We start from the raw sequence: 21837 nt of genomic DNA, 5'->3' as shown, positions 1-21837 counted from the left end.
TTCTTACTTTGTAAAATTACTTTCAATATGTTGATCGAAAAACTATTATTATGAAAACAACTTTATTTTGTATCTTACTTTTGTTATCGGGTATAGTATCCGCACAAACAATCGACCATCCTCCTTTCAAAGCCCGATCAGGAAGTATTTCCAACATCACCCGCATAGAGCGCACTCCCGAGAACACAAGAGTATATATTCATGCTATCTTCCGCCCGCACTGGTGGATCATGGAGGATGGAGATACCTATCTGGAAGATGCCGCAACCGGCAAGAAATATCTGTTCAAAAGTGCTGAAGGTATCGAACTCAAAAAAGAAGTCTATATGCCGGATTCAGGAACAATGGATTATGTGCTGGTTTTCGAGCCGTTACCGTCAGAAACACAGACCATTCATTTTCTCAATCCTACTGATCCCGAAGGCAATATTTATGACATATCGCTAGTCCTGCAAAAGAAGAAAGATTCTTCTCCACTAGCCACCATCAAATGCAATTGGTTCAAGACAGACGGTTCCGGTTCATGGGAATATGGAGTTTACGACTCCATCAGCATTCTGAATAACCGGATATACATCAATGAAAATATCCGAAAAAAGGGAAAGCGGATTGAAATGACTTTAAAAGATAGAGAGAGTCAGGAGGAAATGACTTTATCATTCACCCCGCAAAAAGACGGCACGTGTAAGATTCAGCAGAAAGGAGCGGAAGAATTAGTGTACAGCAAGGAGAGAACTCCGATTACACAGGTTGCTGCAGAACCTGATTTTAAGCAATTCTTCCGCCAGGATTCAACTTATCTGCAAGGGTATATAAACGGATACGATCCTCGTTTAGGATTTGACACCGGTCTTATTTATCTGTCAAATGAACTGACCCGTGAAGATTATCCGACCGTCATCCAGATAGCCCCGAACGGTAGTTTTAGCTGTCGATTTATCATTAATCATCCGATAGAATCATCGGTAGTACTAGGACACAACTGGATTCCATTCTATATTGAACCCGGACAAACTCTCACCATGTATATCGACTGGGAAGCTGTAATGGCACGCAGCCGTGCACGCGATCATTACTTCCCTATCAGGAACACAGCATATATGGGTCCATCCGCCTCTCTCTCCTACCTGCTGAAAGACTTTGATAACCTGATAACCTATCGCTATGAGGACTTATCGAAATCACAAAAGACATTAACTCCCGACCAATACAAGGAGCACATGAAGCCTATCATTGCACAATGGAAACAGGTTGCAGACTCTGTAAGCCAAATCTATCAGCCCTCTCTCAAGGCAGTTCATCTGATAAAGAACAAGGTAGATTTGCAAGCCGGAAGTATGCTTTTTGATTTCTTGATGAGCAGAGATTATTACGCAAAGCAAGATAGCACCAATCAGGCGCTGAAAGTAAAGGAAGACGATTCCTATTACAGTTTCTTGAAAGATATGCCACTCAATGATGTAACCGTACTTGCAAACACAAACGCAAGTACATTTATCAACCGTTTCGAATATATGGACCTGTTCCGGAAAGCATATTCCGACCAGTCTTTTTCTCCATCAGACAGCATTGATTATACTTATCCGAAGAAACCTCTATTGACTTTCCTTAAAGAAAAAGGTGTGAAACTAAATAAGGAGCAGGAAGCAATAAGACTTAGACAGGAGAAGTTGGCCGGAACTACTGCCAAAATTATAATGAGGCAGTTAATTGCAGAGAACGAGAAGATGGCATCGCTCTATGAAAAAGAACAAAAACTCATACAAGAATATGTGGCATTATATTCCGAGAAAAAGGAAGAATCCCAGCAGGATAAGGATAAAATCTTTATAAAAATGAACCAGAAATATGATTTCAAGAAAGATTCCATCATTGCACAATTATATCCTACTCCCAACCCTTTGCTCTGGCAAATAGCCAAAGTGCGGAGCCTTAATTTTAATTTAGGAAATATCAAAGACAGCCAAATAGCTCATGAATATGTGGATAGCATCAAACAAATATTCACCGAACCGTTTCTCGCATCAGAAGCTGAACGAGTGCTGGAAAAGACACACCCGAAAGATAGGGCAAGATCTTATCAGTTGCCTGATGGAAAAGCGACTGAAGTATTCCGCAACATCATAAAGAATCATTCAGGTAAGGTTCTGTTTGTCGATTTCTGGGCAACGACTTGTGGCCCTTGTCGTGCAGGAATAGAGGCAACTGCCGATTTACGCAAAAAATATAAAGATCATCCGGAGTTTCAATTCATCTATATCACAAGTCAGAAAGATTCGCCCGAGAAAGACTACAAAAAATATATAGAGAAGAATCTAAAAGGAGAAGCCTGTTATTATGTTTCGGAGGCAGAGTTCAATTATCTGCGTCAACTATTCCAGTTCAATGGTATTCCACACTATGAACTTGTTGAAAAAGATGGCAGCATATCCAAAGAGCGTTTAAGCAGTTACAATATCAGGAAATATCTGGATAATCATTTCGAAGGAAAAGCAGAATAGGATCGGAGCCTCTAAATAAAGGGCACAAATAAAAGAATATCAAAAAAAGCGATACAAAGGGCGGAACCCTCTTCATTTTTCCGTACCTTTGCATCGCTTTTAAATTAAAATCATAGAAATATGGACGATTCAAACCCGCGAACGTGCACAACTAGTATTAATTAAAGCGAACAGAGTCATTGAAACCTGATGCCTCTGCTCGTGTAAAACAAACGAAAGGAGGCAATAAGATGAGAACGTATCTTTATTGTGAAGCCGGCTTTGTGGAAAAAGCTCAATGGCTTCCTAACAGCTGGGTAAATGTAGTATGCCCAAATAATGATGACTTTGAATTTCTAACTCAAACTCTCAACGTACCCGAATCATTTCTTAATGACATAGCCGATACGGACGAACGTCCGCGTACGGATACGGAAGGTAACTGGTTATTGACCATTCTTCGTATCCCTGTGCAGAACAAGCAGAACGGCAGCCTGCCCTTCGACACTGTACCGATTGGAATAATCACCAATAACGAGATTATTGTGTCCGTCTGTTATCACAACACCGATTTGCTACCGGATTTCATAGAGCATACCCGTCGAAAAGGGATTGTTGTACGCAACAAGCTGGATCTGATTTTTCGGATCATCTATTCTTCTGCCGTATGGTTCCTGAAATACCTAAAGCAGATAAACATAGACATCAGCGCCGCAGAAAAGGAACTGGAACGAAGCATCCGCAACGAGGACCTGCTCCGGCTGATGAGACTGCAGAAAACATTGGTCTACTTCAATACTTCCATCCGTGGAAATGAAGTAATGATAGGAAAATTAAGGACTATTTTCCAGGATACGGATTATCTGGACACTGAACTAGTGGAAGATGTGATTATCGAATTGAAACAGGCACTTAACACGGTGAATATTTACAGTGACATTCTCACGGGAACGATGGATGCTTTTGCCTCCATTATCTCCAATAACGTGAATACAATCATGAAACGCATGACAAGTCTGTCCATCGTCCTGATGCTCCCGACATTGATTGCCAGTTTCTATGGTATGAATGTGGATATTCATCTGGAAGAGGTACCCTTTGCTTTCTCTTTGATCGTACTATTTTCCATCGGATTGTCAACTCTTGCGTTTGTGATATTCCGGAAGATAAAATGGTTCTAATACAAAAAACAGCTTACCATCTGTGATCCTTTAGAGGATTCTAAGACGGTAAGCTGTAAATTATACGTTTTTTATTCTATAGAGAATTAATTAAAAGAGAATGTTTAGAGAGAGAAATTAAAATATCTTATCCTTCTTTACTTGCTTTTCTTCCGCCCAACGGAATAGAAACTCCAACGAATCCATTCACAGAGTTAGAGTTCTTGCCTAAGAACATATAGTCAGTTCCGACAAACAGAGGACCTAATTTCAGACCCAGACCGAAAGATTTACCGGCTGACTGGATAGCTGAGTAACTAAGTGCTACATTGAACCAGCTTTTCGGACGGTAGTTTGCAGAGAATGTTAATTCTGTAAGAGCATCAGGCTGTACAAAACGAGTGGTTGACAATACACCCACTGCTAATTTGTTATTGAAGAATCCATATTCTGCACCTAATACTAGGGTAGAAGCAAGACGAGATTTACGAGATTCTTTAGCATCGCTTACTTCGAGTTGCAACATGTCATAGTCAAGTACATCACCATTTGTTACACGGTCCATATATCCTTGAGCGTCATTCTGCAACTGATTTACAGCGTTCATAACAGTATTCGGATTATTCGGATCAACCATATTTGCATAGGTACTTCCTTTAATATCAATCGGATCCGGATTAGCAGATGCAATCTTTGTACTTGATTTTGACCAAGAGATAAAACCTAAGTCAAGAACAGAAGCAGATACAGTCAGATTATCCAATATTTTATAAGAAGCTCCTAAATCGATACCAAAACCGTACCCAGCTATACCCAATTTACCGCTATCGAAATCAAAGTCAGTTACATAATCTTTACCCTCTTCTTCTTGCAATTCCAAGCCTTTGAAAGAACTTTTCAGTTCGGCACCAACAGTCAAGTTTGCATGATAGTTATTAAACTTATCCTTTAATTCTTGTGCTGCCTGTGCTGCCTGTGAAGGGGTCATAGAATTCCAATAGCTCTCACTTGACCACTGATTTATTTGTTGATCACTAGGTAAATTAGCGCTCATTGCAACTCTATTAAGTTTCAACTCCATGTTACCAATACCCAATAAAGCTTTCACTCTAGCACCAACTGTCAAACGGCTATTAATCTGACGTGAAAGTCCTAAACCAATTTCAGTATAAGCATTAATGTTCAATTGCTGACCACTAATATCATAGTTACTATTTCTCCAGTTTTCTTCAACTGTTTCCATCTCATTCAAGAAGGTAAACATATTCTTTGTCAGGTTAGCACCGATATCTGTACGAAGACCGATATTGAATGACCAAAAGTTTTTTCCTTTATACCATCCTGCAGAAAGAATTTCTGTACTGAAGTTCACATTCAATTTATTATTATCTTTCAGACGATTCATGAAATCCGGTTTGGTGTAGAAATCATCGCCATCATCAATAATATCAATGATATCCTGATAGCCTAACGAAGTAGAACCAACCGTTGCATTAACAGCACCGATCACTGGAAGGTTAAAGTAACCTTTAGTCGGTGTTAAAGCCGGATTCAGTTGTTGACGATAGTGAGTACCTTCCATGAAATAGGAAGTACGTAAAAACTGTGCATTTGCAGAAAGAGTGCAAACCAACATAATAAAAAATACCCCAATGAGCTTAGAAGACCATAATAGCTTGTTCGTTGCCATGATTTTAAACTTTTTAATTCTTATTATTGTTCGCAAAGATATAGCATTTCAATAACAAATAAAAGCACTAGGCAACACTTTTTTAGCCTAAACGGAACAATTTCACGGTTATCCGTAACAAAATCGTGCTTATTCTGCAAAAAAATGTAGAAAATGTGTGTAAAATGAAACAAAGCGACTTTAGAAGCTCAAAGTCAACTGGCCATCTCCCAACAGATTGAACGTCATGCGATGGTAAGGAGTAGTGCCACGTTCGGCAATGGCGGCACGATGTTTTTTAGTTGGATAACCTTTATTGTGGTCCCAGTCATAATATGGAAATTCTTCGTGAAGACGGTTCATATAATCGTCTCGATATGTTTTGGCTAAAATTGAAGCTGCTGCTATCGAAAGATATTTCCCGTCTCCTTTCACTACTGTAGTATGGGGAACACCGGGGTATTTAGTGAAACGATTACCATCGATCAGTAAATGTTGGGGACGGGTGGTCAACTGATCCACTGCACGATGCATCGCCAGAAAAGAAGCCCGCAGGATATTTATTTCATCAATTTCTTCCGGTGACACAATGCCAACCGCCCAAGCAATCGCTTCTTTCTCTATTACCTCGCGTAATGCATAACGTTGCTTTTCCGTCAGTTGTTTGGAATCATTCAACAGTTCATTTTTAAAATCTTTCGGAAGAATAACTGCAGCAGCATAAACCGCTCCCGCCAAACATCCACGACCGGCCTCATCACATCCGGCTTCAATCAGATTCTCGTTCAAATAAGGTAATAACATATTTATCGCTTCTATTTTGATACAAAGGTAATTCAAATTAAAAAAGGAGACTTGTATTGTCTCCTTTTTCTTACTTTCCCTTCTGCTTTTTTAGAATAAACTCCAGGCCACAGTAAGTCCTGCCATCACAATGGCCACCATACTCATAAGTTTTATCAAAATATTCAAACTCGGACCGGAGGTATCTTTAAACGGATCACCTACTGTATCTCCTACTACGGTTGCTTTATGCACTTCACCGCCTTTTCCACCAAAGTTACCTTCTTCCACATATTTCTTTGCGTTATCCCATGCACCTCCGGCGTTAGCCATAAAGATAGCTAATACGAAACCACTGCTCAAACCACCAATCAGTAGGCCGAGTACGCCGGGAACGCCAAAGATAAATCCTGTAAGAATCGGAGCAATAATAGCAATCAAGGAAGGAATAACCATCTCACGCTGCGCACCCTTTGTCGATATTTCAACACAACGTTCGTAATCCGGCTCGGCTTCTCCAGTCAGAATACCCTTTATGTCACGGAACTGGCGACGCACTTCGTCAACCATGTGACCTGCCGCACGTCCTACTGCATTCATTGTCAAACCACAAAACAGGAAAGCCATCATTGAACCGAGGAACATGCCCGAAAGTACTTTTGGATTCATCAAGTGTACTTCGTAATAATCCATGAAGTCGATAAAAGTGGCATTTGCTACGTTGATAGAACTTCCATCTGCAAAAGTCAGATCTACATTACCAAGACGTGTCAGACCGATTCGGATTTCTTCAATATAAGAAGCCAGCAAAGCCAGACCTGTCAGCGCAGCGGAACCGATTGCAAAACCTTTTCCCGTGGCGGCAGTTGTGTTACCCAATGAATCGAGCGCATCAGTACGTTTGCGAACTTCAGCACCCAGACCGGACATTTCCGCATTACCTCCCGCATTATCCGCAATCGGACCGTAAGCATCCGTTGCCAATGTGATACCTAAGGTAGAAAGCATACCAACAGCTGCAATACCGATGCCATACAATCCCATGCCTACATTACCGAAATCACCTGCGGAAGCCAACAGATAGGAGGCAATGATACCAATCACTACTGCAACTACAGGAATAGCTGTAGAAAGCATACCCAAACCAATACCGGAAATAATGACGGTAGCAGGACCAGTCTTACCGCTTTCACTTAGTTTCTGGGTAGGACGATAAGATTGAGAAGTATAATATTCCGTAGAACGTCCGATGATAATACCTACTACCAGTCCGACTACTACGGCACAAGAAATCCAAATCCAGTTATCTAGTTGCAAGAGCCACAGGATTAAGAATGTAGCTGCAACAATAAGCACGGAACTAAGGTTCGTACCGAAAGCCAATGAACCGAGCAAGTCTTTCATGGTCGCATTCTCTTTAGTACGGACAGCGAATATCCCTATAATAGAAAGGATAATACCAACAGCTGCAATCAACATCGGAGCAATAACTGCCTTGAATTGCATCACTGTATCTGCCGAATGGATAAAAGCAGCAGCACCCAGTGCAGCTGTTGCCAGAATCGAGCCACAGTAAGATTCATATAAATCGGCTCCCATACCGGCCACGTCACCTACATTGTCACCTACATTATCAGCAATAGTAGCAGGATTACGAGGGTCATCTTCCGGAATTCCGGCTTCTACTTTACCTACCAAGTCGGCTCCAACATCGGCTGCCTTCGTATAGATACCACCACCTACACGGGCAAAGAGTGCTTGCGTAGAAGCACCCATACCGAAAGTCAGCATGGTAGTAGTAATCACACAGAGTTTATGAGTAGGTGTCAGCGCATCAGCAGGAATCACTGCATTCAACAACAGATACCAGAAAGATATATCGAGCAATCCCAGGCCAACTACAACTAATCCCATCACCGCGCCGCTTCGGAAAGCAATCCTCAACCCTGCATTCAGAGAATTACGGGCGGCATTAGCGGTACGAGCCGACGCATAAGTCGCCGTCTTCATCCCTAAAAATCCGGAAAGCCCGGAGAAAAATCCGCCTGTAAGAAAAGCAATGGGAACCCATGCGTTCTGTACATGAAAGCCATAGGCCATAATTGAAAACAAAATAACCAATCCCAAGAATACCCAACCTACTATTTTGTATTGCTGTTTCAGATAAGACATAGCTCCTTTGCGCACAGCAGCAGCTATCTTTATCATTTGGGGTGTACCTTCGCTCTCTTTCATCATTTGCTTATGAAAGTAATAAGCAAAGCAGAGGGCTAACACGGAAGCGACTGGAACCAGCCAGAAAAGAATGTTGTCCATAGGATCAATTTTTAAAGGGTTTACGGAGGCTAAAAGTATGGAAATCAAATGAAATAAGCAAGTAAAAAAGAAAGAATTTATAAAGCTGAATTATTCTATCTTTTAATCTCTTTAAACAAAATGGGCACACTGTAGTTATTTACTTCATTCCCTCATTTCTATACGGAAATGAACTAATTTCGAGCTTGTGCAGATTTATTTTTGATACCTAATGGGGTTATGGCTAATGATACATGAATTTATTCGTCTGACAGCTGTTTCTTTTTCGTCTGACAATTGTCAGACGAAAGAACAACAATTGCCAGACGAAAGTTCAACAACTGTCAGACGAATAAATCTATATATGATGAATATTAAATCATCGCATATTACCAATTAAATCTTAGAAGAACTAAGATTAGTTCATTCCAGTACCGAAAGGAGCTAAAACCTGTTCACCACCCCATGATAAAATAACGAATAATAGCCCATAGTTACTAACCCTCTGCCATTCTCTGCTTATTTTGTTGGGCAAACTCTGTAGGAGTAACTCCGAATTGCTTCTGAAATATCTTTGCGAAGTAAGAAGGCGACTGGAAACCTACTCTGTCAGAGATTTCGTTGATGCGCAATTCTCCCTCCTGCAATAGTTCTGCCGCACGTTTTAATCGGATGATACGGATAAAGTCGAGTGAAGAAAGATCGGTCAGCGCCTTAATCTTACGATGCAGGCTGGAGCGGGACATATTCATGGCTGCAGCCAATGCTTCTACATTATAATTGGCGTCGGAAAGATTCTCACGCACTTTGGCTATCAGTTGGGACATCAGTTGTTCATCAGCCCGTGACATCGCACCCCCTTGCGGAGTACAAGCTCCGTAAGTGATCTGATTAATAAACATCTCATGCGTACGATGGGATTCACGCTCACGCGCCAGTTCTGCCAATAATTGCTGCTCACGGATCTTTTGTACTTCCCGGCGGCGATAGGCGCGAAGAGTCAAGACAAAGCTGCCGGACACTACAATGATATAGATAAGGTAAGCCCACACTGTACGCCACCAAGGTGGAAGAATACGCACTGATAAAGTAGCTTCTTCCTGATTCCAGACACCATTATTATTACTGCCCCGCACACGGAACAGGTAGTCTCCCGGCGGGAGCTGGGCATAAGACGCTGTATGCACATCAGATGTATAATTCCAGTCATTATCTATCCCTTCCATTTTGTAGGCATAGCGATTTGCACCCGGTGAGGTATAACTTAAAGCTACAAAATCAAAGCTGACGTTAGAACGGTAAGGCAGTTGCACACCATCTGCCGTGAAAGGAGTTTCACGTCCCTGCACGTACATTTCGGTGATATAGACTGGAGGCACAAAAGTATTCGGATGGACAATTTGCGGATTAAAAGAGACCAGCCCATTGATAGTTCCCATCCAAATAGTACCATCAGAGGCAGCCAAGGCCGATTTATAGTTAAACTGGTTATCAGGTAACCCGTCATTTCGGTTGAAAACTTGCAGGCTGTCTGTTTCCGGATAAAGACAAACCAGTCCACGGTCTGTTCCGAACCAGATACGATGTTGCCAGTCTTCCACGACTTTATATGTTACGTTGTCCGGAAGCCCGTCCGCTTTGGTGTATGTCCTGAATCTTCCGGTTTCGGGGTTAAAACGCAACAATCCACCCCGGTCTGTAGAAAACCAGATAAAGCCTTTACTATCCTCCGAAATACCTGTCACTTCATTCGTTCCGATAGAAGTGCTGTCCCCCGGTATACATTTATAGCTGACCATCTGATCTGTCTGCGGATGATACCGGAATATTCCACTACCCATCGTTGCCACCCATATATTGCCGGATTTATCTTCGAGAATATCACGCATATAAGCATACCCGAATTGCTCCATTTTCTCAAAAGTCTGTCCTTTGTCGGCCGAACGGAAGATGTTCCAGCCATCACCCAACCAGATTGCTCCCCCACGATCGCGGTAAAGGGCAAACACGGAACCTTCACTGATACCAAGTTGTGCGGGATAGAACGTCTGAACCTGATCTTGAGGAACAATCAGGTCGATGCCCCCTTTAAAGTAACCTGCGCCAACCAAATCATCCGAAGCGAACAGGCTTAATACATTCTGACGGTCAGGCGACTGGGGAATTTTAGTGAAAGTCTGTGTTCCCGGATTCCAGTAGCAAACACCGCCATCCTGTGTACTAACCCACACCACTCCGTCTTTTCCTTCCGCCAATTCACTGATGCGTCGTCCGCTGACTGTACCGGGCGCTCCCGGAAGATAAACCGAAAAATCGAGCGTACGTACAGGCAGATAGCTGGCTCCTCCAAATTGCGTACAGATCCAGGTTCCCCCTTCACGATCACGATAAATCTTATCGACGATAGCATCTCCAAGCCCATACTTCCCTCCGGCATCGGCAGGAATATGTTGCACACTGTTGTATTTCTCATTAATCACATAAACGCCATTCTGCGTACCCACCCACAGCTCGTCTCCGAAGCAAACAGCGTAGCGGATAATTTTTCGATGTACTTTGGGCGCAGGGAATATACTCACTTCTCCAGTCTTTTTATTGAACCGTTTCAGTTCCTCTTCATGCACTCCGACAATCAGTTCATCGCCATAATCGCACAGAGTAAAGATGAAATCCCCTTTAAGGGCTTCTGTTGCATAGGGCACAAACTTATCCTGCTCCGGACTGTAACGGTAAATTCCCGCTCCATACGTACCCACCCAGACCGTACCTTCTTTATCTACACAGATAGACTGCGGAAAGTCCTTGCTTTTATCCTTACTGGGACAGGGAATATAGCGGAACAGTTTACCCGTCTCCACCTGATAGCGGAAAACTCCCTGATTCGGTGCATTCACCCAGATATTTCCTGAATGATCTGCCAGAATATCTTCAATCCAGTTGTATCTGATTTGCTCTCCGCTCTCTGTGCGGGCATCAAAGAACGAAAACTTCCCGGTAGCAAGCTCCTGAATATAAACACCATCATCCGTACCTACCCATAATTGACGGTGATTATCCTCAAAAAGAGCGGATATGACCTGATTGCCATGCTGCAAAGTTTCGTCATAGCAGTTATAAAGCTTCATCGACACGCCGTCATAACGATTAAGACCGTTGCGCGTACCCAGCCAGATAAAACCGTAACTATCTTGAATAATGGACTTGACATGACTGTTCGAAAGACCGCTTCCTCCATCTACACGGATAAAGTTATACTGTCCCGTCGCGGCAAAATCCGGAAGGAAAAAACAAATAGAAAGGAGAAAAAGCAGCAATTTCCTTTTCATACACAGATATTAGATAGCGACAAATATAGTTTTTTTTACGCTAAATGCATAGGAAGGATGAAACATTTGTTGCACGGATGGCAATAAATGTCGCACTGCAAAGGGCTATCGCACACTTGAAACATCTCTTGCACATCTTGACAAAAAAGAGTATAGCCACTTGTTTCTCCTCCTCCTATCTTTGCCTTCGTCAAAATGACACAACCGATGTGAACTTCCAAATCTTTAAATGAATACAAGTGATGAAAAAAGTAACCTTTAGTTGCCTTACTCTAGCAACCCTGTTGCAACTGATTCCTTCCAACGGGAATGCAGCGAACATTCAGGTGAACAAGAAAAAGACGAACCGAACCGAAATGAAGCAGGATACGATTCCTGCCAACTCTACTAAAAAAGAATCAGAAGAAGGCGAACGCAATGTGATGCTGAATGCTTCTGACGCCAACAAACCCCGCGAAATTCAAATCGGACTTCCCAGCGAGGACGTTAATGTCTATGAGAATGGACTTCCTGCCGTATATTCCTCTACCGTTCACAAACTTGCCGCTCATTGGCGTAGCGACAGCAGCCTGGGAGAAGTAGGACTTTTATCTCCTTCCGAATCGGCCATCACGACCGGTAATATTGCTTACTCCGTCAACTCATTCAGCAAACTGGGACAAAAGGATTTCCAAGGTATATTAAACTACCGCACCAATCATTTCGGTATGCAGAACTTCGACTTCAATGTTTCAGGAGCCATCAATGACCAATGGCTTTACACGGCAAGCATTTACCAGAACTTCGACCCGGGAAGTTTCGACCTGGAATTTACGAACTATGCAGACCGCACAGAGATTTATCATGCCGGCCTGACCCGTCTCTTCAACAACGGACGCGGCAAAATATCTTTGCTCTACAAACACTCCCGCAGTGAAAATCCGGCCAGCTATGCCAATGCAGCTCCTTTTATCTATGTCGGCGACGGCTCGGTTAAAGAGATAGACGGTTTCAAACTGGGAACAAATTCTTATGTTCCGCAGAACGGTTCTTTCCCATACATGGACGTAAGAGACGGAAAGATGAAAACATGGAACTTGGGCAATGGTTCTGAAAACCGTGCCAATGAGATTGCATTGATCTCCGATTATCGTTTCAGGAACGATCTGCTATGGAAATTCAATCTGAAATATATGGATGCTCCACGTGCCAACTATGTCGACTTCGGAGGCAGCACCATCAGCGAAGTAACCGCCAACGATGGTTTTACGTTATCAAACGGTGATCCGTATGAGGGACTGGCAGAAGGTCACCGCACCTGGTTGCACGTAGGCAAAGTGAAAAACTTCCTAATCACTTCCGAGCTAAACAAGACCTTTGGCAACCATGATCTGCGTCTGGGAGTGAACGAATGGTATTACCATCTTGATTATTATTCCTCTTCTCTGCAATGGATGGCCACCGTACAGAACTATCCACAGTTGCTGACTTCCACAACTACAAGTTCCCTGGACCCCACCCTGACCGGTCAGCGCGTACAGACATACGGGTACAACGAACTTAGTCCCGAATATACAAAGGGATATGAAAATAAACTCGCCCTTTACTTTACAGACAACTGGCAAGTAACTCCCCAATTCAATATCTATTATGGCGGACGCCTGGAATATTACCGGATGAGTGCCGATCAAATATCCGCTTCCCGTTTCCCGGGTTTCCGCATCGGCGACTTTACCACTTATAGCAAAGAGGAAGAAACAGGAAATATCATTGCCACACAACGCAGCATTCATCCCGCCAAAGTGGTAAAGGATAAACTGAACTATGCCGCCACGCTCCGCGCCGCTTACAACGTAACCGGGCAATTCGGCCTGACTGCCGACGGAACAGTAGCCACCCGCTTCCCACGTATCAACGAATATGCCGGAACAGGTCCTACGGAAGAGCAATACAAACGTGTCACCATACCGTTAATCCGTGGCGGTTTGTTCTACAAGAACAAGTGGATCAACCTCACCTCTATGGTTACCTATATCTCTAAATCTAATAATATTGACCAGCAAAACCTGACGAAACCGGGAACGGAAGAAGGAAAGACCGTATTGCTTATTTATAATATCAAAACACTGGGATGGACCACATCTGCCGAAATCGACCCGTTCAAAGGTTTTCACCTGCACGCTCTGTTCACGTATCAGAAACCTGTTTACAAGAACTATAACGCAAGCGTCACATTCAACGATGGTTCGGAAATGTCTGTCAACGCCAATGGGATGATTGTAAAAGAGATTCCGCAGATTCTTGTCGAACTCGACCCAAGCTATAATATCACGAAGGACTTACGCCTTTGGCTTAGTTTCCGCTATTTCGGCAAGACTTACGCCAATCTCCAGGAAGCCCTCTATTTCAACGGTCGCTGGGAAACTTTCGGGGGGATCAACTGGAATGTAAACAAGCATCTTTCTTTAGGGGCAACAGTCATCAACTTCCTGAATCAGAAGGGGGCCAGCGGAACCATCAACGGTTCGGAACTGATTACCAAAGAAGAAGCTGCCCAGTATGCAGGCAACTATATGAGTGGAAATTATTTACGCCCATTTACCGTAGAATTTAGCGCAAGCATTAAATTCTAGTTCATTCCTGACGAATTATAATTATCTTTGCGGCATTCTATGCCCACAAACTAACTAATACCTAATTAATTATTAAAAAACCATGAAGAAACTTTTCGTATTACTTATGGCATTGTTTACCCTGGCGCAAGTGGACGCCCAGGAAAAGAACGTTATCCGCATCGCAACGGACAACACAGACTTAATTCTCCAAGTAGCTCCTAACGGACGACTCTATCAGGCTTATCTGGGCGATAAGTTACTGAACGAGAAAGACATCAACAACTTTTCTCCTTACGTAAAAGGAGGAAGTGACGGTAGCGTATCCACCCGCGGATGGGAAGTATATCCGGGCTCCGGCGCCGAAGATTATTTTGAACCGGCTGTAGCTATCACGCACAATGACGGGAACCCGAGTACGATTCTCCGCTATATATCCTCCGAGCAGAAGGCAGTAGCGGGCGGAACGGAAACGATTATTCAACTAAAAGATAATCAGTATCCGGTAGAAGTCACACTGCATTACATCGCTTATCCGAAAGAAAACGTCATCAAGACGTGGAGCGAAATCAAACATGCTGAAAAGAAGCCTGTGACCTTATGGCGTTATGCTTCCACCATGCTTTATTTCTCCGGAAACGAATATTACCTGACAGAATTCAGTAGCGATTGGGCAAAAGAAGCACAAATGAGCACACAACCTCTGTTGTTCGGTAAAAAGGTGATCGACACCAAACTGGGAAGCCGTGCTGCCATGCACACCCACCCGTTCTTTGAGCTTGGTTTTGAACAACCGGCACAGGAAGCGCAGGGACGTGCCATGCTAGGTACTATCGGATGGACAGGAAACTTCCAGTTCACTTTCGAAGTGGACAACGTAGGTAACCTCCGTGTAATCCCCGCCATCAATCCTTATGCATCTGATTATGAACTGAAGCCGAATGAAGTGTTTACAACTCCTGAATTCATCTTTACTTTCAGCAACAACGGTACGGGCGAAGCCAGCCGCAACCTTCACGCATGGGCACGCAACTATCAGCTGAAAGACGGACAAGGCGACCGTATGACTTTATTAAACAACTGGGAAAATACTTACTTCAAATTCAATGAGGAACTGCTTGCCGAACTGATGAAGGAAGCTAAACATCTTGGTGTAGATATGTTCCTGCTGGATGACGGCTGGTTTGGCAACAAGCACCCACGCAACAGTGACAATGCCGGACTGGGTGACTGGGAAGTGATGAGATCCAAACTGCCGGGCGGTATTCCTGCCCTTGTACAGTCTGCCAAAGAAGCCGGAGTGAAATTTGGTATCTGGATTGAACCGGAAATGGTTAACCCTAAAAGTGAGTTGTTCGAAAAACATCCCGACTGGGCTATCCAACTGCCTAACCGCGAAACATATTATTACCGTAATCAGCTGGTACTCGATCTTAGCAATCCGAAAGTACAGGACTTTGTATATGGTGTAGTGGATAAGATCCTGACAGAGAATCCGGAAGTGGCTTTCTTTAAATGGGACTGTAACTCTCCAATTACAAATGTTTATTCTCCATATTTAAAAAATAAACAGGGACAGCTTTATATCGACCATGTACGTGGTATATACAATGTATTGAAACGTATCAAAGACAAATATCCAAACGTGCCAATGATGCTCTGCTCCGGCGGTGGCGCCCGTTGCGACTACGAAGCTCTGAAATATTACACAGAATTCTGGTGCAGCGACAACACAGACCCGATAGAACGTCTGTTTATCCAGTGGGGATTCTCACAAATCTTCCCGGCAAAAGCCATGTGTGCACACGTAACCAGCTGGAACAAGAACACAAGCGTGAAGTTCCGTACGGATGTGGCAAGTATGTGCAAACTGGGCTTTGACCTTGGACTGAAGGAACTGAATGCAGACGAACAGACTTACTGCCAGAATGCAGTTGCCAACTGGACGCGTCTGAAAAAAGTGATTCTGGACGGCGATCAATACAGATTGGTTTCTCCCTACGATGGCAATCACATGTCTCTCATGTATGCCTCACCGGATAAGAACAAAGCTGTGCTTTATACCTACGATATCCACCCACGTTTCGGTGAGAAACTGCTCCCGGTAAAACTTCAGGGACTGGATGCGAAGAAAATGTATAAGGTGAAAGAAATCAACCTGATGCCGAATTCCAAATCGAATCTGGCTGCCAATGAGAAAACTTATTCAGGAGATTATCTGATGAAAGTGGGAATCAATGCTTTCACAACAAATCAGGCTTTCAGCCGCGTAATTGAGCTGACTGCTGAATAAAAAGGAAGGAAATAATCGATAAAAAAGGGGGATTCGCTGTTATCAGCGTTTCCCCTTTCTTTTTACATACAATAATATTCAATTCATCTTCAATCGCAACAGCTGTTTCAATGGTTACAACTATTCTATTAGACGGAGGAAGTCTCTAAAAAAGTTGCAGCTACACCGTAACTTTTTACGATATAGCTGCATTAATGTTAAAGAGAGAGAATTTATATAATATAAGCATGGTCTCACGACCCTCCTGATATTCAATGAACATTTTGTTTCTTTACCTATTAGACGCACGAAAGCTCAAATCACTGCACTCGAGGCCCTCTTTTTTTAGTTAAAGAATAAAAAAAGCCGCTACTCCACAGGAATAGCAGCTCATATCTTTAAAACATCTTGCTGACACGTTCAATTCCTGCCACCAAAGTGTCTATTTCCGATTTGGTATTGTACATGGCAAACGAAGCACGTACAGTTCCTTCTATGCCAAGACGTTGCATGAGAGGTTGTGCACAATGATGCCCTGTTCTCACGGCAATACCTAGACGATCCAGCAACGTGCCGAGGTCGAAATGATGGATATCTCCCACCAGGAAAGAAATGACCGCTCCCCGTTCGGCTGCTTCACCGAATATACGTATATGGGGGATTTCTTTCAGACGTTGCAAAGCGTAAGTTGTCAGTTCATGCTCATGGGCGGCTATCTGTTCAATGCCATGTCCGTTCACATAATCAAGGGCTTTTGCCAGTCCGGTAGTTCCGATATAGTCGGGCGTACCGGCTTCAAACTTGAAAGGAAGTTCATTAAAAGTGGTCTTCTCGAAAGAGACATGCTGAATCATCTCTCCTCCTCCCTGATAAGGTGGAAGGCGATCTAACCATTCTTCTTTTCCATAAAGTACTCCGACACCTGTCGGACCATATATCTTATGGGCGGAGAATACCAGAAAATCGGCATCCAACTCCTGTACATCCACTTTCATGTGAGGAATAGACTGTGCAGCATCTATCAGGCAAGGTACACCATGCGCATGAGCTGTTGCGATCATCTCCTTCACCGGATTCACTGTACCCAGTACGTTCGATACATGAACTACGCTGACTATCTTCGTGCGTTCGGAAAATAGTTTTTCATATTCATCCAGCAGAAGTTCGCCTTTATCATTCATCGGGATGACTTTTATGGCAATTCCTTTACGGGCAGCCAACAGTTGCCAGGGAACGATGTTGCTATGATGTTCCATCACGGAAACAATCACTTCATCCCCTTCTTCCATAAACTCGTCGCCGAAGCTGGAAACAAGCAGGTTGATACTTTCTGTTGTTCCGCGTGTAAAGACAACTTCATTCGTGCTATGGGCATTGATAAACTCACGTACCGTTTCACGGGAAGCTTCATGCAGTTCCGTAGCTTGCTGGGAAAGATAATGTACGCCGCGATGCACATTGGCATTGACGGAATAATATTCATCCACCAACGCATCAACCACCAGACGGGGTTTCTGTGTTGTCGCACCGTTGTCGAAATAAACCAAAGGTTTACCGTAAACCGTACGGCTCAATATCGGAAAATCTTCACGTATCTTTTGAATATCCACGTTCATTATTTTTTAGTGGTTACTTACAAATGGCACAACCCTGACATCTATTCAACTCGCCACGGAAACGTTTCTCTACCAATAGATGCAAACGATCTTTCAGCGCTTCCAAACGAATGGTATCGATCACTTCGTTGACAAATGCGAACATCAACAGCAGACGGGCTTCTTTCTCTGCAATACCGCGCGAACGCATGTAGAATAATGCGCCTTCATCCAACTGGCCTACTGTTGCTCCATGCGAACATTTCACATCATCCGCATAAATCTCCAATTGAGGTTGTGTATACATTCTTGCATCACGCGTAGCACAAAGATTCCGGTTAGTCTGTTGGGAATTCGTATGTTGTGCATCGGGGCGCACGAGTACCAATCCGGCAAACGCACCTACCGACTGGTCGTCGAGCACATACTTGAACAGCTCATTGCTGGTACAGTTCGGTACGGCATGGTCAATACTTGTATGATTGTCTACATGCTGGTTTTTATCGGCAATCGCCATACCACAAAGGTTTATTTCGGCTCCTTCTCCTGCCAGCAACACTTCGGTTGTGTTGCGGGTAGTACCATTATGCAAAGTCATTCCGTTGAGCAATACATTACTGTTGGCCTCTTGCTTTACATACAGGTTACTGATACGAACTGTGCTTGTATGTGTTTCTTCCAGCTCATACATATCGAATACCGCATTCTCACCGGCAAATACTTCAATAACTTGTGTCGCCAGGAAGTTCACATTATCCATTGCATGGTCACAAATCAGCAAACGGGCTTGCGCGCCATCCTCCAGGATAATCAGTACGCGACGGTTCACCATAAAGTTAACATCTGCACGCAGGATATTTACCAACTGGATTGTTTTTTCCACCACCACATTCTTCGGCACATAAAAGACAACGCCATCTTGTGCAAAAGCGGTATTAAAAGCAGTCACACCATCTTTGGAGGTATCTGCCAGTTGACCGTAATATTCCTTCACCAATTCCGGGTGTTGCTCGGCCACTTCTTTCAGACTACCGAAAATCACACCTTCCGGCAGATTTCCTGTGGGAAGCGCTCTATTATAAAATGTGTCATTTACCACAAAATACAAGGAGGTACTCATATTCGGCACATCACACTTAAACACTTCATACGGATTGACCGGAATAGCCAAACGATTCAAGTTCAAACCGAAATCCGGTTCAAAGTACTTGCTCACATCCGTATATTTGTACTTCTCCATCTTACGGGTCGGAAATCCGAGTCGCTCAAAATCGGCAAATGCTGACGCACGAGGCGCATTCAGCACTTCGGCACTATGCTTACAGATCATCGCTTCCGTCTGTGAGAAAAGTTCTATATATTGTTGTTCAACCATCATCGTTTTATATTTGTCATTCTCCTACTTCTTTCTTGATCCAATCGTATCCTTTTTCTTCCAGTTCCAGAGCAAGTTCCGGTCCGGCAGTTTTTACGATACGACCTTTATAAAGGACATGCACAATATCAGGCTTGATATAATCGAGCAAACGTTGGTAGTGGGTAATAACGATTGTACTTGTTTCAGGAGTTTTCAGCTTGTTCACTCCTTCCGCAACAATACGGAGCGCATCAATATCCAAACCGGAGTCTGTCTCGTCGAGGATGCTCAAACGCGGTTCCAGCATAGCCATCTGGAAAATCTCGTTCCGTTTCTTCTCACCACCGGAAAAGCCTTCATTCACCGAACGGTTAGCCAGTTTATTATCCAACTCTACCACCGCACGTTTCTCACGCATCAGCTTCAGAAACTCACTGGCGGTCAGTGCAGGCAGACCTTTATATTTACGTTGCTCATTCACAGCAGCACGCATAAAGTTCACCATGCTCACACCCGGGATTTCCACCGGATACTGGAAACTAAGGAAGATTCCTTCATGGCTACGATCTTCGGGGCTCAACTCCAACAGATCCTTTCCATAAAAAGTGACCGAACCTTTTGTTACCTCAAAAGCCGGATTACCCACCAATACGGAGGAAAGCGTACTTTTACCGGAACCATTCGGTCCCATAATAGCGTGCACCTCACCGGGATTCACCGTCAGGTTAATACCTTTCAATATCTCTTTGCCATTAATGCTGGCATGCAGGTCTTTTATTTCTAACATGATATATTTACGATTTTACGATTTACTATTAAAAAGTCAACATCACCCCACGCTTCCTTCCAATGAGATGGTAAGCAGCTTCTGTGCTTCTACCGCAAACTCCATCGGAAGTTTATTCAACACTTCCTTTGCATATCCGTTCACAATAAGTCCGATAGCATCTTCTGTCGGAATACCGCGCTGGTTGCAATAAAATATCTGGTCTTCACTAATCTTGCTTGTCGTAGCTTCATGTTCTACCACTGCCGTCTCATTGTGAATATCCATATACGGGAAGGTATGTGCACCACACTTATCTCCCAGCAACAGAGAGTCACACTGGCTATAATTACGGGCATTATCCGCTTTCTCGGCCACGCGTACCAACCCACGATAGGAGTTCTCACTATGTCCGGCAGAAATGCCTTTACTTACAATCGTACTACGAGTGTTCTTACCCAGATGAATCATCTTCGTTCCGGTATCTGCCTGCTGATAGTTGTTCGTTACAGCTACGGAATAGAATTCAGCGGTCGAGTTATCGCCCGTCAGGATACAGGAAGGATATTTCCAGGTGATTGCCGAACCGGTTTCCACTTGTGTCCAGGATAATTTACTGTCCACTCCTTTACAGTTACCGCGTTTAGTCACAAAGTTGTATACACCGCCCTTGCCTTCTGCATCTCCCGGATACCAGTTCTGAACGGTACTGTATTTTACTTCTGCACGGTCGTGCACAATGATCTCAACGATAGCGGCATGCAGCTGATTTTCATCCCGCATCGGAGCCGTACATCCTTCCAGATAAGAAACATACGAATCATCATCCGCTACAATCAGCGTACGCTCAAACTGTCCCGTATTACGGGCATTGATACGGAAATAAGTGGAAAGCTCCATCGGGCAACGTACTCCTTTCGGAATATACACGAAAGAGCCGTCAGAGAACACTGCGGAATTCAACGCTGCAAAGAAATTGTCCCGATAACCTACTACCGAGCCCATATATTTCTTCACCAAATCCGGATGCTCCCGCACGGCTTCACTGAACGAGCAGAATATAATTCCTTTCTCCATCAGCGTTTCCTTGAAGGTAGTCTTTACGGAAACAGAGTCCATAACGGCATCCACTGCCATTCCACTAAGAGCCATTTGCTCTTCCAAAGGAATTCCCAGTTTATTAAACGTCTTTATCAGTTCAGGATCGACTTCCTCTATGCTCTTCGGTCCTTCTTTCTTCTTTGTCGGATCGGCATAATAAGAAATCGCCTGATAATCAATTTCAGGGATACGGAGATGTGCCCAGGTAGGCATTTCCAGCGTCAGCCAATGGCGATACGCTTTCAGTCGAAACTCCAGCAACCACTCCGGTTCGTCCTTTTTCGATGAAATCAGACGAATGACATCTTCATTAAGTCCACGCTCAATGATGTCCGTATGCACCTCTGTGGTGAAACCGTATTTATATTTCTCCTCCGCAAATTTCCGGACAAACTCATTATCAGTCTTCTTTTCAAGTTCGTCTTTCTGATTGGGTTTCATT

Annotated in this window: 12 protein-coding genes; 4 read left to right on the top strand and 8 right to left on the bottom strand. The window is 43.6% G+C overall.

The window, feature by feature from the left end:
- Positions 1-50: 50 nt before the first annotated feature.
- Positions 51-2501 (top strand): TlpA family protein disulfide reductase, encoded by a 2451-nt coding sequence (locus KQP79_RS05930; RefSeq protein ID WP_008776057.1) that lies wholly within the window; start codon positions 51-53, stop codon positions 2499-2501.
- A gap of 230 nt (positions 2502-2731) precedes the next feature.
- Positions 2732-3661, top strand: coding sequence for a magnesium transporter CorA family protein (locus KQP79_RS05925; protein ID WP_008776058.1), 930 nt, complete (start codon positions 2732-2734; stop codon positions 3659-3661).
- A 127-nt stretch (positions 3662-3788) separates the two neighbouring features.
- On the opposite strand, the gene KQP79_RS05920 is transcribed toward KQP79_RS05925, so the two are convergent.
- The 4 genes from KQP79_RS05920 to KQP79_RS05905 form a co-directional block, all read right to left on the bottom strand.
- Positions 3789-5330, bottom strand: a complete 1542-nt coding sequence (locus KQP79_RS05920) for a DUF5723 family protein (protein ID WP_061448386.1) — start codon at positions 5328-5330, stop codon at positions 3789-3791.
- A gap of 180 nt (positions 5331-5510) precedes the next feature.
- Entirely contained in the window at positions 5511-6113 is a 603-nt protein-coding gene (locus KQP79_RS05915; RefSeq protein ID WP_004298244.1) for a ribonuclease HII, read from the bottom strand.
- A 90-nt stretch (positions 6114-6203) separates the two neighbouring features.
- On the bottom strand, positions 6204-8408 hold the full coding sequence (locus KQP79_RS05910; RefSeq protein WP_008776060.1) for a sodium-translocating pyrophosphatase: 2205 nt from the start codon (positions 8406-8408) through the stop codon (positions 6204-6206).
- 476 nt (positions 8409-8884) lie between these two features.
- Positions 8885-11713 carry a two-component regulator propeller domain-containing protein gene (locus KQP79_RS05905; protein ID WP_061448388.1) on the bottom strand — a complete coding sequence of 943 codons (2829 nt, stop codon included), beginning with the start codon at positions 11711-11713 and terminating at the stop codon, positions 8885-8887.
- Between the two features lie 242 nt (positions 11714-11955).
- Here KQP79_RS05905 and KQP79_RS05900 point away from each other — a divergent pair, with 242 nt between their 5' ends.
- The gene (locus KQP79_RS05900) at positions 11956-14325 is read left to right on the top strand and encodes a TonB-dependent receptor (RefSeq protein WP_032849529.1); all 2370 of its coding nucleotides are present in this window, start codon (positions 11956-11958) and stop codon (positions 14323-14325) included.
- A gap of 82 nt (positions 14326-14407) precedes the next feature.
- On the top strand, positions 14408-16597 hold the full coding sequence (locus KQP79_RS05895; protein ID WP_008776064.1) for an alpha-galactosidase: 2190 nt from the start codon (positions 14408-14410) through the stop codon (positions 16595-16597).
- A 377-nt stretch (positions 16598-16974) separates the two neighbouring features.
- Here the strand turns inward: KQP79_RS05895 and KQP79_RS05890 are convergent, their stop codons facing one another.
- Genes KQP79_RS05890 through sufB form a run of 4 tightly spaced genes read right to left on the bottom strand, consistent with a single transcriptional unit; the run spans position 16975 to position 21836 of the window.
- Complete coding sequence (locus KQP79_RS05890) at positions 16975-18186, bottom strand: aminotransferase class V-fold PLP-dependent enzyme (RefSeq protein ID WP_008776065.1); 1212 nt, start codon at positions 18184-18186, stop codon at positions 16975-16977.
- Between the two features lie 19 nt (positions 18187-18205).
- A complete protein-coding gene (gene sufD / locus KQP79_RS05885) occupies positions 18206-19549 on the bottom strand; it encodes a Fe-S cluster assembly protein SufD (RefSeq protein ID WP_008776066.1) in 1344 nt (447 codons plus the stop codon).
- Between the two features lie 13 nt (positions 19550-19562).
- Complete coding sequence (gene sufC, locus KQP79_RS05880; RefSeq protein WP_004298251.1) at positions 19563-20315, bottom strand: Fe-S cluster assembly ATPase SufC; 753 nt, start codon at positions 20313-20315, stop codon at positions 19563-19565.
- A 42-nt stretch (positions 20316-20357) separates the two neighbouring features.
- Positions 20358-21836 carry a Fe-S cluster assembly protein SufB gene (gene sufB, locus KQP79_RS05875; RefSeq protein WP_008776067.1) on the bottom strand — a complete coding sequence of 493 codons (1479 nt, stop codon included), beginning with the start codon at positions 21834-21836 and terminating at the stop codon, positions 20358-20360.
- Position 21837: the final 1 nt, after the last annotated feature.

This window comes from Bacteroides sp. DH3716P (genome assembly GCF_025914115.1).
GTDB lineage: Bacteria > Bacteroidota > Bacteroidia > Bacteroidales > Bacteroidaceae > Bacteroides > Bacteroides ovatus.
Note: the sequence above shows the minus strand (reverse complement) of the source record. Positions and strands in the feature narration are given on the sequence as shown.

Excerpts from the sequence above, each read along its gene's own strand:
- KQP79_RS05905 (WP_061448388.1), bottom strand. The coding sequence starts at position 11,713 with ATGAAAAGGAAATTGCTGCTTTTTCTCCTTTCTATTTGTTTTTTCCTT.
- sufD (WP_008776066.1), bottom strand. The coding sequence starts at position 19,549 with ATGATGGTTGAACAACAATATATAGAACTTTTCTCACAGACGGAAGCG.
- sufB (WP_008776067.1), bottom strand. The coding sequence starts at position 21,836 with ATGAAACCCAATCAGAAAGACGAACTTGAAAAGAAGACTGATAATGAG.
- KQP79_RS05930 (WP_008776057.1), top strand. The coding sequence starts at position 51 with ATGAAAACAACTTTATTTTGTATCTTACTTTTGTTATCGGGTATAGTA.
- KQP79_RS05900 (WP_032849529.1), top strand. The coding sequence starts at position 11,956 with ATGAAAAAAGTAACCTTTAGTTGCCTTACTCTAGCAACCCTGTTGCAA.
- KQP79_RS05915 (WP_004298244.1), bottom strand. The coding sequence starts at position 6,113 with ATGTTATTACCTTATTTGAACGAGAATCTGATTGAAGCCGGATGTGAT.
- KQP79_RS05925 (WP_008776058.1), top strand. The coding sequence starts at position 2,732 with ATGAGAACGTATCTTTATTGTGAAGCCGGCTTTGTGGAAAAAGCTCAA.
- KQP79_RS05910 (WP_008776060.1), bottom strand. The coding sequence starts at position 8,408 with ATGGACAACATTCTTTTCTGGCTGGTTCCAGTCGCTTCCGTGTTAGCC.
- sufC (WP_004298251.1), bottom strand. The coding sequence starts at position 20,315 with ATGTTAGAAATAAAAGACCTGCATGCCAGCATTAATGGCAAAGAGATA.
- KQP79_RS05895 (WP_008776064.1), top strand. The coding sequence starts at position 14,408 with ATGAAGAAACTTTTCGTATTACTTATGGCATTGTTTACCCTGGCGCAA.
- KQP79_RS05920 (WP_061448386.1), bottom strand. The coding sequence starts at position 5,330 with ATGGCAACGAACAAGCTATTATGGTCTTCTAAGCTCATTGGGGTATTT.